General features: G+C 68.7%; 16 protein-coding genes. 10 read left to right on the plus strand and 6 right to left on the minus strand.

What is annotated here, in order from left to right; genetic code table 11:
• Nucleotides 1–41: 41 nt before the first annotated feature.
• Genes AB431_RS13895 through AB431_RS13905 form a run of 3 tightly spaced genes read left to right on the plus strand, consistent with a single transcriptional unit; the run spans nucleotide 42 to nucleotide 2,390 of the window.
• Nucleotides 42–1,190: an 8-amino-7-oxononanoate synthase gene (locus AB431_RS13895; RefSeq protein ID WP_047333407.1), complete on the plus strand. Its 1,149-nt coding sequence runs from the start codon at nucleotides 42–44 to the stop codon at nucleotides 1,188–1,190.
• A complete protein-coding gene (gene bioD, locus AB431_RS13900; protein ID WP_047330414.1) occupies nucleotides 1,187–1,864 on the plus strand; it encodes a dethiobiotin synthase in 678 nt (225 codons plus the stop codon). The genes AB431_RS13895 and bioD overlap by 4 nt, the downstream gene beginning before the upstream one ends.
• 1 nt (nucleotide 1,865) lies before the next feature.
• Nucleotides 1,866–2,390, plus strand: coding sequence for a 2'-5' RNA ligase family protein (locus AB431_RS13905; protein ID WP_047330415.1), 525 nt, complete (start codon nucleotides 1,866–1,868; stop codon nucleotides 2,388–2,390).
• On the opposite strand, the gene AB431_RS13910 is transcribed toward AB431_RS13905, so the two are convergent.
• Both AB431_RS13910 and AB431_RS13915 read right to left on the minus strand, forming a co-directional pair.
• Entirely contained in the window at nucleotides 2,383–2,718 is a 336-nt protein-coding gene (locus AB431_RS13910; RefSeq protein ID WP_047330416.1) for an MmcQ/YjbR family DNA-binding protein, read from the minus strand. The two genes, AB431_RS13905 and AB431_RS13910, sit on opposite strands and share 8 nt — an antisense overlap.
• Nucleotides 2,715–3,293: a TetR family transcriptional regulator gene (locus tag AB431_RS13915; RefSeq protein ID WP_047330417.1), complete on the minus strand. Its 579-nt coding sequence runs from the start codon at nucleotides 3,291–3,293 to the stop codon at nucleotides 2,715–2,717. Before AB431_RS13915 ends, AB431_RS13910 begins: the two co-directional genes overlap by 4 nt.
• 56 nt (nucleotides 3,294–3,349) lie before the next feature.
• Between AB431_RS13915 and bioB the strand changes: the two genes are divergently transcribed.
• The 3 genes from bioB to AB431_RS13930 are packed head-to-tail and all read left to right on the plus strand — an operon-like array spanning nucleotide 3,350 to nucleotide 5,147.
• Entirely contained in the window at nucleotides 3,350–4,357 is a 1,008-nt protein-coding gene (gene bioB, locus AB431_RS13920; RefSeq protein ID WP_047330418.1) for a biotin synthase BioB, read from the plus strand.
• A complete protein-coding gene (locus AB431_RS13925) occupies nucleotides 4,357–4,584 on the plus strand; it encodes a hypothetical protein (RefSeq protein WP_047330419.1) in 228 nt (75 codons plus the stop codon). The genes bioB and AB431_RS13925 overlap by 1 nt, the downstream gene beginning before the upstream one ends.
• The gene (locus AB431_RS13930; protein WP_052960285.1) at nucleotides 4,581–5,147 is read left to right on the plus strand and encodes a DUF2567 domain-containing protein; all 567 of its coding nucleotides are present in this window, start codon (nucleotides 4,581–4,583) and stop codon (nucleotides 5,145–5,147) included. The genes AB431_RS13925 and AB431_RS13930 overlap by 4 nt, the downstream gene beginning before the upstream one ends.
• Here AB431_RS13930 and AB431_RS13935 read toward each other — a convergent pair.
• Both AB431_RS13935 and AB431_RS13940 read right to left on the minus strand, forming a co-directional pair.
• Complete coding sequence (locus tag AB431_RS13935; protein ID WP_047330421.1) at nucleotides 5,144–6,478, minus strand: lipase family protein; 1,335 nt, start codon at nucleotides 6,476–6,478, stop codon at nucleotides 5,144–5,146. The genes AB431_RS13930 and AB431_RS13935 overlap by 4 nt on opposite strands.
• Before the next feature lie 43 nt (nucleotides 6,479–6,521).
• The gene (locus tag AB431_RS13940; RefSeq protein WP_047330422.1) at nucleotides 6,522–7,214 is read right to left on the minus strand and encodes an NUDIX domain-containing protein; all 693 of its coding nucleotides are present in this window, start codon (nucleotides 7,212–7,214) and stop codon (nucleotides 6,522–6,524) included.
• Between the two features lie 49 nt (nucleotides 7,215–7,263).
• Between AB431_RS13940 and nadA the strand changes: the two genes are divergently transcribed.
• From nadA to AB431_RS13960, 4 genes are read left to right on the plus strand one after another with little or no spacing between them, the layout of a single operon-like run.
• Nucleotides 7,264–8,313, plus strand: a complete 1,050-nt coding sequence (nadA, locus tag AB431_RS13945; protein ID WP_047330423.1) for a quinolinate synthase NadA — start codon at nucleotides 7,264–7,266, stop codon at nucleotides 8,311–8,313.
• Nucleotides 8,310–9,872, plus strand: coding sequence for an L-aspartate oxidase (locus AB431_RS13950; RefSeq protein ID WP_047330424.1), 1,563 nt, complete (start codon nucleotides 8,310–8,312; stop codon nucleotides 9,870–9,872). The genes nadA and AB431_RS13950 overlap by 4 nt, the downstream gene beginning before the upstream one ends.
• Nucleotides 9,860–10,726 carry a carboxylating nicotinate-nucleotide diphosphorylase gene (nadC, locus tag AB431_RS13955; protein ID WP_144418257.1) on the plus strand — a complete coding sequence of 289 codons (867 nt, stop codon included), beginning with the start codon at nucleotides 9,860–9,862 and terminating at the stop codon, nucleotides 10,724–10,726. Before AB431_RS13950 ends, nadC begins: the two co-directional genes overlap by 13 nt.
• Nucleotides 10,727–10,746: 20 nt before the next feature.
• Nucleotides 10,747–11,559 carry a hypothetical protein gene (locus AB431_RS13960; protein ID WP_144418258.1) on the plus strand — a complete coding sequence of 271 codons (813 nt, stop codon included), beginning with the start codon at nucleotides 10,747–10,749 and terminating at the stop codon, nucleotides 11,557–11,559.
• Here the strand turns inward: AB431_RS13960 and AB431_RS13965 are convergent.
• On the minus strand, nucleotides 11,556–11,975 hold the full coding sequence (locus tag AB431_RS13965) for a nitroreductase family deazaflavin-dependent oxidoreductase (RefSeq protein WP_047333408.1): 420 nt from the start codon (nucleotides 11,973–11,975) through the stop codon (nucleotides 11,556–11,558). The two genes, AB431_RS13960 and AB431_RS13965, sit on opposite strands and share 4 nt — an antisense overlap.
• 10 nt (nucleotides 11,976–11,985) lie before the next feature.
• Nucleotides 11,986–12,621: a homoserine/homoserine lactone efflux protein gene (gene rhtB / locus AB431_RS13970; RefSeq protein ID WP_047330427.1), complete on the minus strand. Its 636-nt coding sequence runs from the start codon at nucleotides 12,619–12,621 to the stop codon at nucleotides 11,986–11,988.
• Nucleotides 12,622–12,695: the final 74 nt, after the last annotated feature.

The raw sequence follows: 12,695 nt of genomic DNA on the forward strand, positions 1-12,695 counted from the left end.
GCTAACCTGAACGGTGTTCAAGTAGCGTCGGAGGAGTGCCCGTGACCCGCGTCGGTCTTTCCCCACTGGCCTGGCTCGACACCGTCGAGCAGCAGCGCCGGGAAGCCGGTCTGCGCCGATCGCTGCGAACCCGGCCCGCGGTGGCCACCGAATTGGACCTGGCATCGAACGACTACCTGGGCCTCTCGCAACACCCCGCGGTCATCGACGGCGGGATAACTGCGCTGCGCACCTGGGGTGCGGGATCCACCGGGTCGCGGCTGGTCACCGGAAATACCGAACTGCACGAGGAATTCGAAACGGCGCTCGCTGATTTCGTCGGCGCCGAGGCTGCGCTGGTGTTCTCCTCGGGCTACACGGCCAACATCGGCGCCGCCGTGGCGCTGTCCGGTCCCGGCTCGCTGATCGTGTCCGACGCCTTGTCCCACGCGTCGCTGGTCGACGCCTGCCGGCTGTCCCGGGCTCGCGTCGTGGTCGCCCCGCACCTCGATGTCGACGCGGTCGAGGCCGCGCTGGCCGGCCGGGACGAAGACCGCGCACTGGTCATCACCGAGTCGGTGTTCAGCACCGACGGCGCGCTGGCACCGCTGCGCAGGTTGCATGAGGTCTGCCGTAAGCACGGTGCGCTGTTGCTGGTCGACGAGGCGCACGGCCTCGGCGTGCGCGGCACCGGCGGGCGCGGCCTGATTCACGAGGCCGGTCTGGCCGGGTCGCCCGACCTGATCATGACCACGACCATGTCGAAGTCGTTGGGCAGTCAGGGCGGCGCGGTGCTCGGCCCCGCGACGGTGCGCGACCATCTGATCGACGCCGCACGCACCATGATCTTCGACACCGGCCTGGCGCCCGCGCCCGTCGGCGCCGCGCTGGCCGCGCTCGCCGTGCTGGCCGCCGAACCACAGCGGGCCAGTACCGTGATCGACCGGGCCCGGGAGCTGGCCGAAATGTGTGAGGTCCCCGAAATGCCCGAATCCGCTGTCGTGTCAGTCATTCTCGGCGACCCGGAGATCGCGGTGGCGGCGGCGACCGCATGCCTGGATGCCGGTGTTCGGGTTGGGTGCTTCCGGCCGCCGACCGTGCCCGCCGGCACCTCTCGGCTGCGCCTGACGGCCCGGGCGTCGTTGACCGACGACGAGATGGACACCGCGCGGGACGTTTTGACTTCGGTATTGGCGGCGCGCCGGCCGTGAGCGTGCTCGTCATCACCGGCACCGGGACCGGAGTGGGAAAGACCGTCGCGACGGCGGCGCTGGCGTGCCACGCCCGAGTCGCCGAGCGTGATGTCGCGGTGTGCAAGCCGGTGCAGACCGGCACGGCCGACGGTGACGACGACTTGGCCGAGGTCGGCCGGCTCTCCGGCGTCGGCGAATTGGTCGGTGTCGCCCGCTATCCGGAGCCGCTGGCGCCGGTGGCCGCCGCCGAACGCGCCGGCATGCCGCTGCCGAGTGCCGACGAGCTGTTGAACGCTGTCCGCGGGGTGGATCGTCCGGGCCGACTCACCCTGGTCGAAGGAGCGGGCGGCTTACTGGTGGAACTGACCGCCGACGGGGCGACGCTCCGCGACCTCGCTTCTGCGCTGTCCGCGCCCGTGCTCGTCGTTGTCGAACCCGGTCTCGGTACGCTGAACCACACGGCGTTGACGTTGGAAGGGCTTGCCGCCAAAGGACTTTCGTGCGCCGGTATCGTGATCGGCGCATGGCCTGCGCAACCCGGCCCGGCGGAGAAGTCCAACCGCGAGGCGCTGGCCCAGCTGGCCCCGGTCCGGGCCGCATTGCCGGCCGGGGTGGCCGCGGTGTCGCCGAAGGACTTTGAATTGTTCAGCGCCCGTGCGTTCGACCCGGACTGGGTCAGCGGCCTGATCTGAGATGGCGCACTCGATCGAGCTGCTCCTCGACGATCGCGCCGACACTGCCGTGCGCCGGCTGTGGCACGCGCTGGCCGATGCCGGGTTGCCCAGCCAGCTGCGGGTCAGCTCCGACACCAACCGTCCGCACATCACGGTGATCGCCGCCGAGCAGATCGTGGCGGCCGTCGACGAGTCGCTCGGGGAGCTGGCCGGCCTGTTCCCACTGGACGTGGCGCTGGGCGCGCCCGTGATCTTCGGCGGCGGACGGCTGACGCTGGCCAGACTGGTGGTCGCATCGGACAAACTACTGGCCGTGCACGAGAAGATCTACGACCTCTGCCTGCCGTTCGTGTCAAACCTGTTCGCGCACACGATGCCGGGGCAGTGGACACCGCACGTCACGCTGGGGCGCCGATACACGCCGGCTCAGATAGCGGAGGCGCTCGCGGCCGTCGAGGGTATCGCGACTGATATTCCGGCACGCATCGTCGGACTGCGCCGCTGGGACGGCGAGGCCAAGGTCGACCGGATTCTCATCAGTTGATCTGCGCGGCAACGCTTTTCGGAACGCACATCTTCCAGCCGTCGATGACCAGCTCGCGCACCTCGTCGAGGTCGACTGCATCCAGGCGGACGTGAATCCAGTTGTAGCGCATGTCCGATTTGCGGGGCAATGCGAACTTCTCCGGCTCGGCGGCCACCATCGCCTCGCGCTCCTCCTTCGGGAATCCGACCCCCATCACGGTCTCGTCGCGGGAGAACGCGAGGAAGACGAGCCGGCCGGCCCGGAACGTGATCCGGTCCCTGACCACGGTTTCGTAGGCTCTCGGCAGGGCAAGCGCGATCGGGCGCACCTGGTCGACGGTGATCACACCGGCAGGCTGCGTCGCGCCGCTATTCCATCGACCAGCAGCTGTACGCCGAAATCGAACCGGCGGCCGGGGTCGGCGCCCAGCACCGATTGCTCGTCGGGAAGCTCGGCACCTGCGGCGTCCCACTGCAGTCGCGATTGCTCATCGGCGGTGAAGCCGAGCACGTAATAGAGGACGGTGCGGGCAGCCGTCACGGCGTGCCCGGAGTCGACGCCCGCAATGGCGGCCGCGTCGGCCAGCCAACCCAAGATCTGCGTCATCGCCTCGGACTGGCCGGCGGCGAAGCTGGCGGACACCAGCTCGGCACCGTCGGTGTGCGACAAAAGAGCATCGCGCAGCTGGCCGCAGATGTCCGCGACACGGATCCGCCAGTCGCCGGTGACGTCGTCCACCCCGCCGAGGATCCGGTCGGCCACGGCGCCGAGCAGCTGCTGCTTGTTGGCGAAATGCCAGTACAGCGCGCCAGGGGAGACCGCGAGCTCGCGGGCCAGCCGGCGCATGGACAGGTCCGCGATGCCGTAGTTGTCCAGCAATGTCGCCGCTGCGTCGACCACGTCGCGTTTGTGGAGCTGCACACGCGTAGCCTAGCCTGAACACTGTTCAAGTTGGCGAACGCAGGAGGACAAAGCCGGTGACCCAGACAGCCGTGGACGTATTGGCACTGGCGCGCGAGCAGGTGCTCGAGCGCGGCGAGGGCCTGACCCGCGATCAGGTGCTCGAGGTCTTGCAGCTGCCCGACGACCGGCTCGAAGAACTGCTCGCCCTGGCCCACGACGTCCGGATGAAGTGGTGTGGCCCCGAGGTCGAGGTCGAGGGCATCATCAGCCTGAAAACCGGTGGCTGCCCGGAGGATTGCCACTTCTGTTCGCAGTCCGGTCTGTTCGCCTCGCCGGTGCGCAGCGCCTGGCTGGACATCCCGAGCCTGGTTGAGGCGGCCAAGCAGACCGCCAAGTCCGGGGCCACGGAGTTCTGCATCGTCGCCGCCGTCCGCGGTCCCGACGAGCGGCTGCTGGCCCAGGTGGCCGCGGGCATCGAAGCCATCCGCAACGAGGTCGACATCCAGATCGCCTGCTCGCTGGGGATGCTCACGCAGGAGCAGGTGGATCGCCTCAAGGAGATGGGCGTCCACCGCTACAACCACAACCTGGAGACCGCGCAGTCCTACTTCCCCAACGTCGTCACCACCCATTCATGGGAGGAGCGGTGGGGAACGCTGGAGATGGTGCGCGAGGCCGGCATGGAGGTGTGCTGCGGCGGCATCCTCGGCATGGGCGAGACGCTCGAGCAGCGCGCCGAGTTCGCCGCGAACCTGGCCGAACTCGATCCGCATGAGGTGCCGCTGAACTTCCTCAATCCGCGACCGGGCACGCCGTTCGGTGACCTGGACGTGCTGCCCGCCTCCGAGGCGCTCAAGGCCGTGGCCGCGTTCCGCCTGGCACTGCCGCGCACGATGCTGCGGTTCGCCGGCGGCCGCGAGATCACCCTGGGCGACCTGGGTGCCAAGCAGGGCATCCTGGGCGGCATCAACGCCGTGATCGTCGGAAACTACCTGACCACGCTGGGCCGTCCGGCCGAGGCCGATCTCGAGCTTCTCGAAGATCTGCAGATGCCGATCAAGGCTCTCAACGCCAGCCTGTGATGGTCGAACAGCTGCCCGCGCTGGTGAGTGCCGGGATCTACAACGTCTACACCGGCGAGCCCGCCGGCAGCGATGTGCCCACCGCGGCACAGCTGGGGCTCGAGCCGCCGCGCTTCTGCGCGGAATGCGGGCGTCGGATGGTGGTCCAGGTGCGTCCCGACGGCTGGTGGGCCAAGTGCTCGCGGCACGGCCGCGTCGACTCCCACGACCTGGAGGCGCAGCGATGACCCGACAACGCGCGGCCATCACCGTCTTCGTCGGGCTGACGCTGGCCGGCGCAGTGGTCGGTGTGGTGTGGTCGCTGCTGGCGCCGTCGGCGCACGGGGTGATCGCGCTGACCCGCTCGGGTCAGCGGGTGCAGACCTACCTCGGCAGCGAATCCGATCACCTGTTCGTGGCCCCGGCATTGCTCATCGGATTGCTGACGTCGATGGCGATCGTGGCCGCGGTCCTGGTGTGGCAGTGGCGGATTCATCGCGGGCCGTTGCTGGCGACGGCGCTGTGGGTGGGTTCGTCGGCTGGCGCCGGTGCGGCCGCGGGTGTCGGTGCTGTGCTGGTCCGCTGGCACTACGGGCCCGTGCCGTTCGACACCGCGCCGGTGAGCCCGGAGCACCGAATCTTCTACTACTCCGAGGCGCCGCCGGTGTTCTTCGCCCACGGCCCACTGCAGATCGCGACGACGCTGTTGTTCCCGGCCGCGATCGCTGCGCTGACGTACGCCTTGATGGCAGTCGCGATTCCGCGTGACGATCTCGGTGCCTTGCCGCCCCTGGAACGCGCCGCTGTTTAGAGCGGGCGGAACGGAACCCGGCCGCCGGTGACCACTCGGGCGACGATGCCGCCCAGGCGCACCATGCCGGCGTAGGTCATGGGATTGAGCAGCGTCGGCCACTTCGTCCGCACGATGTGCTCGTCGATCGGACGCTGGGCGAACCGGTCGTTGAGCCAGCGCAGGGTCATCGGTGCCGACATCGGGTGCAGCAGCATGTGCTCGCTGAACATGTCGCGGTGGTAGGTCACCTGCGCGCCGCCGGCGGAGTAGGTGTGCACCAGATCGTCGATGTCGTCGACGTCGATCACCGAGTCGTGCACCGCCTGAACGATCAGCACCGGAAGATCGGGGACGGCCTTGCCCAGCTTGATGTTGTCGAAGACGTACTGGACTTCCGGTGTCGCCAGGATCTCCTCGAGCGGCGGGTGCACCAGGTCGTCGAAGTCGGTGCGGAACAGCCGGATGACGGCCTCCGCGGTCGTCATCTTCTCGAGCCGCCGCAGTAGTGCGAGACCTTCTTCGGTGGCGTTCTGCTCGATGACGCGGTTCAGATCGGGGTAGGTCTTGGCCAGCGCGGACACCACCAGCGCGGGCAGGGCGGCCAGGTAGGAGCCATTGAGCTTGCGGAACGTGTGGCCGAGGTCGCCGACCGGCGAACCAAGGACGGCGCCGACGAGGTTGAGCTCGGGGGCATAGTCCTCGTGCACCTCGGCCGCCCACGCGCTGGCCAGCCCGCCACCGGAATAGCCCCACAACCCGATCTGGCTGTCCGAGGCGAGGCCGAACCGGTCGAAGCCGAGTGCGGCCCGCAGACCGTCCAGGACGGCATAACCGGGCTCGTAGGGGGCGCCCCAGATGCCCTCCGGTCCCTCGTGGTCGGGGACGGACACCACCCATCCCTCGGCCAGCGCGGCCGCGATCAGCAGGTATTCCAGCTGGGGGAGAGACCCGACGGCCTTGGCGTGCCGTCGCAGGGCGTAGGACGGGAAGCAGCGTGAGGACACCGCGTCGATCGCGCACTGATACGAAACGACGTTGCGGACCTGATTCGGGGTGTGGCCGGTCGGGATGAGCACCGTGGTGACGGTGGCCTGGGGCAACCCGTTGTGGTCGGTGGTGCGGTACAGCAGCTGGGTGGCCCGCACGCGCTGCGGGATCAGCCCGAGAAAGCCCAGCTGAACGTCGCGGGAACGCAGCACGGTGCCGGGATCGGCGTGCTCGAATCCGGCTGGCGGTTCATAGAACGGGTCCTCGGTCGGCAGCACGGGATGCCCACCACGCTCGAGCTCCTCGTGCGGGGCGCGGCCGATCCATTCGGGGCTCGGCGCCCCTGCGCTAACCGGATACATCCCACCCTTTCTACCTTAAGAAGGGTCTAAGAAGCCAGCCGACTCACCCGGGCGGCCGCAATGCGGCAAACTCGTCGGTCACCCTCAACTGCGAGTCGGTGAAGCGATACAGCGCCGCCGGACGCCCGCCGCTTCGGCCCGGGTGGGCCGTCGTTCCGGTTGGCGTGATGACGCCGCGACGGGCCAGCACGCGCTGCAGATTGGTGGCGTCGACCTGGTAGCCCAGCGCGGCCCCGTAGATGTCACGCAGCGTTGAGAGCGCGAATTCCGTTGGCGTCAGCGCGAATCCGATATTCGTGTAGGAAAGCTTGGCGACCAGCCGGGTGCGCGCGTACTCGACCATGGGCGCGTGGTCGAAGGCCATCTCGGGCAGGTCGCTGACCGGGTGCCAGCGGGTGTCCGGGGGGAGTTCGGGGGAGGCGACCGACGGCACCAGCCCGAGGAATGTCGAGGCGATCGTGCGAACACCAGGCACCCGGCCCGGGTCGGAGAAGACCGCGAGCTGTTCGAGGTGGGCGATGTCCCGCACGTCGACCTTCTCGGCGAGCTGGCGCCGCACCGAACTGGTCAGGTCCTCGTCGGCGCGAAGCCGGCCACCGGGCAGTGACCACTTGCCGCGTTCGGGCTCCAGCCCGCGCTGCCATAACAGCACGTTAAGGGCGGGTTTACGGGAGTGCGCGTCGCCCACCTGGAATACGACGGCGAGCACTTCGTGTTCGGTGCTAGTATGAGGCACGTTTTCGATTGTAAGTCGAAAACCTCGGAAAGCGAGACAGGAGGCGGAAATGACCGTCTTGGATCGTGCAGACGCCGTCGGTAATGGGCTTGTCGACCGCATCACCGACGGACCGGGTGGTTACACCGGCGTGAACGGTGACGAGGAATGGGCCGCCGAGATTCGCCGGCTGGCCACCTTGCGCAACGCGACCATCCTGGCGCACAACTATCAGCTGCCGGCCATACAGGACGTTGCCGACCATGTCGGTGACTCGCTGGCGTTGTCCCGGATCGCCGCCGAGGCCGCCGAAGAGACCATCGTGTTCTGCGGCGTGCATTTCATGGCCGAGACCGCCAAGATCCTGAGCCCCGAGAAAACGGTGTTGATCCCCGATCAGCGGGCCGGCTGCTCGCTGGCCGACTCCATCACCGCCGATGAGCTCCAGGCGTGGAAAGACGAGCACCCCGGCGCCGTCGTGGTGTCCTACGTCAACACCACTGCCGCGGTGAAGGCGCTCACCGACATCTGCTGCACCTCGTCCAACGCCGTCGAGGTGGTGGCCTCCATCCCCGCGGATCGCGAGGTGTTGTTCTGCCCCGACCAGTTCCTCGGCGCCCACGTCCGCCGGATGACCGGCCGGACCAATCTGCACGTCTGGGCCGGCGAATGCCACGTGCATGCGGGCATCAACGGCGACGAACTGGCCGAGCAGGCCCGCAGCCATCCCGACGCCGAGCTGTTTGTACACCCCGAATGCGGTTGCGCCACTTCAGCGTTGTACCTCGCCGGTGAGGGTGCCTTCCCGTCGGACCGGGTCAAGATCCTGTCCACCGGCGGCATGCTCGATGCCGCAAAGGCATCGCACGCCAAGCAGGTGCTGGTCGCCACCGAGGTCGGCATGCTGCACCAGTTGCGCCGTGCCGCACCGGGTATCGACTTCCAGGCCGTCAACGACCGGGCATCGTGCAAGTACATGAAGATGATCACCCCGGCCGCGCTGCTGCGTTGCCTGGTCGACGGTGCCGACGAGGTGGACGTCGATCCCGAGACCGCTCGGCTGGCCCGTGCCAGCGTGCAGCGGATGATCGAGATCGGTCAGCCCGGCGGCGGCGAATGACCCGCTCGTTCGCCTGCGGTGCTGGTTCCGACGGGGTGGACTGGCAGCAGCGGGCCGACGTCGTGGTTATCGGTACCGGGGTGGCAGGTCTGGCCGCCGCGCTGGCTGCACACCGAAAGGGCGGGCGCACAGTCGTTCTGAGCAAGGCTCCGGACACGGCGACGTTCTACGCCCAGGGTGGTATCGCGGTCGTGCTGCCGCACACCGACGACTCCGTCGAGGCGCATGTCCGTGACACCCTGGCCGCCGGTGCCGGGTTGTGTGACCCCGACGCGGTTCGCTCCATCGTCGCCGACGGCTACCGCGCGGTGGCCGACCTGGTCGACGACGGTGCCCGGTTCGACGAGAGTGCTCCAGGGCAATGGGCGCTCACTCGCGAAGGCGGCCACTCCCGCCGGCGCATCATCCACGCCGGGGGCGACGCCACCGGCGCCGAGGTGCAGCGTGCGCTCGACCATGCGGCCGCCACCCTGGACATCCGGCGCAATCATGTTGCGCTGCAGGTCCTTCACGATGGCTCGGCGGTCACCGGTGTGCTGGTCCGCAACGCCGACGGGCTCGGCATCGTGCACGCGCCGTCGGTCATCCTGGCGACCGGCGGCCTGGGTCACCTCTACCGGGCGACCACCAACCCGGAAGGTTCCACCGGCGACGGCATCGCACTGGCGCTGTGGGCCGGTGTGGGCGTCACCGACCTCGAATTCGTCCAGTTCCATCCGACGATGCTGTTCGACCGCAACGGCGCCGGGCGGCGGCCGCTGATCACCGAGGCGCTGCGCGGCGAGGGCGCGGTGCTGCGTGACGCCCGCGGCGAGTCGGTCACCGACCTTCACCCGATGGGCGACCTCGCCCCGCGCGACGTCGTTGCCGCGGCGATCGAGGCCCGCCTGCGGGAATCCGGCGATCAGTGCGTGTATTTGGATGCGCGGGGCATCAAGAACCTGGCGCACCGCTTTCCGACGGTGACGGCGGCCTGCAATGCCGCTGGCATCGACCCCACCCGGCAACAGATTCCCGTCGTCCCCGGAGCGCACTACAGCTGCGGCGGCGTTACCACCGACGTGTCCGGCCGTACTGATCTGCCGGGCCTGTTCGCCGCCGGTGAGGTCGCCCGAACCGGCATGCACGGTGCCAACCGACTGGCCTCCAACAGCCTGCTCGAAGGCTTGGTGGTGGGCGGTCGCGCTGGCCGGGAGGCCGTCGACCACGCCCACAGGGCAGGAACGCCGATGGCGAAAGCCGATGAGCGTGAACACAACGCACTCGATCGGCCGGCAATGCAGACGGCGATGACGGAGTACGCCTCGGTGGTCCGCGACGCGACCGGATTGCGGCGGCTGGCCGACTCGCTGGCCGCGGCCACGCCCACGCGGATGACTACCCGTCGCGCGGCCGAGGACGTAGCGCTCACCACCACCGCCCGCGCGGTGGCTGCGGCGGCGTTGGCGCGCACCGAATCTCGCGGTTGCCACCACCGCGGCGATCATCCCGACACCGATCCGGCCCAAGCCTTCAGCCGCACCCTGCACGGGGACCACACGGTGGCATGCCTGCAGTGAAACTCACCGCCGACGAGCTGGCGGAAGCTCGCGTCACGATCCTGCGCGGCCTCGACGAGGACCTGCGCTATGGTCCCGACGTCACCACCTTGGCCACTGTGCCCGAGGACGCCAGCACGGTTGCGTCGCTGGTGGCTCGGGAGCCCGGCGTCGCCGCCGGCATCGACGTGGCGCTGCTGGTTCTCGACGAGGTGCTCGGCCAGGACGGCTACCAGGTCGTTGACCGCGTCGACGACGGCACGAGGCTGGACGCCGGTGCGGCCCTGCTGAAAGTGCAGGCACCGACGCGCGGCCTGCTGACCGCTGAGCGCACGCTGCTCAACCTGGTGTGTCACCTGTCGGGGATCGCGACTGCCACCGCGGCGTGGGTCGACGCCGTCGACGGCACCAAGGCGAAGATCCGCGACACCCGCAAGACTCTGCCGGGGCTACGCGCACTGCAGAAGTACGCGGTGCGGGTGGGCGGCGGCGTCAACCACCGGATGGGCCTGGGCGACGCCGCGCTGATCAAGGACAACCACGTCGCGGCCGCCGGCTCGGTGGTCGCAGCGCTGAGGGCCGTGCGTGCCGCCGCGCCGGACCTGCCGTGCGAGGTCGAGGTCGACACCCTCGAGCAACTCGACGAAGTACTCGCCGAGGATGTGCAGCTGATCCTGCTGGACAACTTCCCGGTGTGGCAGACCCAGATCGCGGTACAGCGTCGCAACGCCAACGCCCCCGGCGTGCTGTTGGAATCCTCGGGCGGCCTGAGCCTGGACAGCGCCGCCGAGTATGCCGGGACAGGGGTGGACTTCCTGGCCGTCGGTGCGTTGACTCACTCGGTACGGGTCCTCGACGTCGGTCTGGACCTCTAGCAAGGAAGTCGGGGGACACCATGGCTCGTAGTCACAGAGCTCACGTTGCCGTCGCCGTGGCCGGGATCGTGTTCGCTCCCGCATTCGCCCATGCCGAGCCGGATTCGGGGACGGGCTCATCGGGATCTGCCGGCTCAGCGCGTAGCGGGACGAACAACCGGTCCACCGACTCGAAATCCGCCTCGGAAGCCAAGGCCTGGCAGGACCTCGAAGACAAGACCGCAAAAGCGGCCGACGCACTGACCAAGGCGGAGCAGCAGGCCCTCGCCACCCGAATCGCGCAGGCGAGGCGCCAGCTCGACCAGGATCAGCAGGCCCAGGACGACGCGATCACGCAGCAGAAGAGCGACGTTGTCACCGGCATCCAAGACCGCTTCGGGACGCTCCAGCAACTCAGCTCGGCCCAGAGCTCGTTGGCGCTCGAGATGTCGGACGCCGCCGACGAGGCCGCGGTGCTCAGTGCGCTGCAGACCGGGGACACCGCGGCCGCGCGTGCCCAGGTCGAACAAGCCGCCAAGGATAGGCAAGCGCTGCTCGATGAGAAAAGAGCGCTCACGAGCACCCTGGCCGACCAAACCCAAGGCATTTCCGCGGTTGCCGGGGCGATGGGTCAAATCATCAGCTCGCTCGGCGCGATGGAGTCGCTGCAGAAGTACGACGCTGACCAGACAGAGGCCATCCTGGACGCGAAGGCACAGGCGCAAGCCGACCCTGAGGCTCAAGCCCAGCTGACGCAGCAGCTGATGGACGTCCAGAAAGAGGTCCGCGACAAGCTGATGGCGATTCAGGCCGACCAGTCGGACGCCATGCGGGCAATCGCGCGGAACATCTAGGTCTTCGCGATATCGGCGACGAACGCGCCGATCCCGCGCTTCACGCCATTGCGGGCGATGCCCGGCAGCGACGGGTCGTCGGTGCCCGCCGGCACCACCCGCGGGTTGATCAGATGCAGGTTCTCGCGCTTGTGTTCGATGTGGGCCTCGCCGGCGGCCAGGATGTTCTTCACCCAGTTCGTCTTGCCGTGAGCCAGCAGAATGGCGAGGGTGTCACCCTTGCGGTAGGCCGAGACGACCGTCTCGTACTCCTTGCCCGACGTGCGTCCCCGGTGGGAGATGACCGACATTCCGGGCATGTATTTGGCCAGCGGCTTCACGGCCGGGTTGAAGTATTTGATCTGGAATTTCTCGAACCAGACCGGGAACCGCATCGGCACGCCGGGGGCGTTGTTGGGGTGAGCGTTGGTCGCCATGGCGCCCACGTTAGGCGGCCGCGCCCCGGCGCACCAGCGACAGCACCACCGCCGCGGCTGCGAAAAGGCCGGAGAACGTCCGGTTCATCGCTCGCTGCTGCCGCGGTGTGCGCAGCCAGCCCAGCAGCCGAGCGGCCAGCCCGGTGTACGCGCCCATCACGACCAGGTCGACGACCACCATCGTCGCCCCGATGGCCAAATATTGCGGCAGCAGCGGGGCCGTCGGCACCACGAACTGGGGGAGCACCGCCAGCAGGAACACCAAGCCCTTGGGGTTCGTGACGTTGACCAGGCAGCCGCGCACCAGCAGGTGCAGCCGGCCTGCTCCGGTGTCGACGGTGACCTGCTCGCCCAGGTCGAGGGGCTTGCTGCGCCATTGGCGAACAGCCAGATAGACCAGGTAGACCACGCCGATCCACTTGATCACGGTGAACGCCACCATCGACTGCGCCACCGCCGCGCCGAGCCCGACCGCGACGGCCGCCAGTTGCAGCATGAGGCCGATCTGCAGCCCGGTGATGCTCCAGTAGCCGCGGCGCAGACCGTGCGCCAGGCCGGTCGCCATGGACTGGATCGCACCGGCGCCGGGCGACACACTGATGGCGATCGCGGCGCCGACGAACGCCAGCCACAGCTGGAATTGCATAACCGCAGTATCCGGGCCGCTGCGGCGCGCGTTCAATCGATTTTTATTCGGGTGCACCGATCGGGGACAATCGA

This window comes from Mycobacterium sp. EPa45 (assembly GCF_001021385.1).
Taxonomy (GTDB): Bacteria; Actinomycetota; Actinomycetes; order Mycobacteriales; family Mycobacteriaceae; genus Mycobacterium.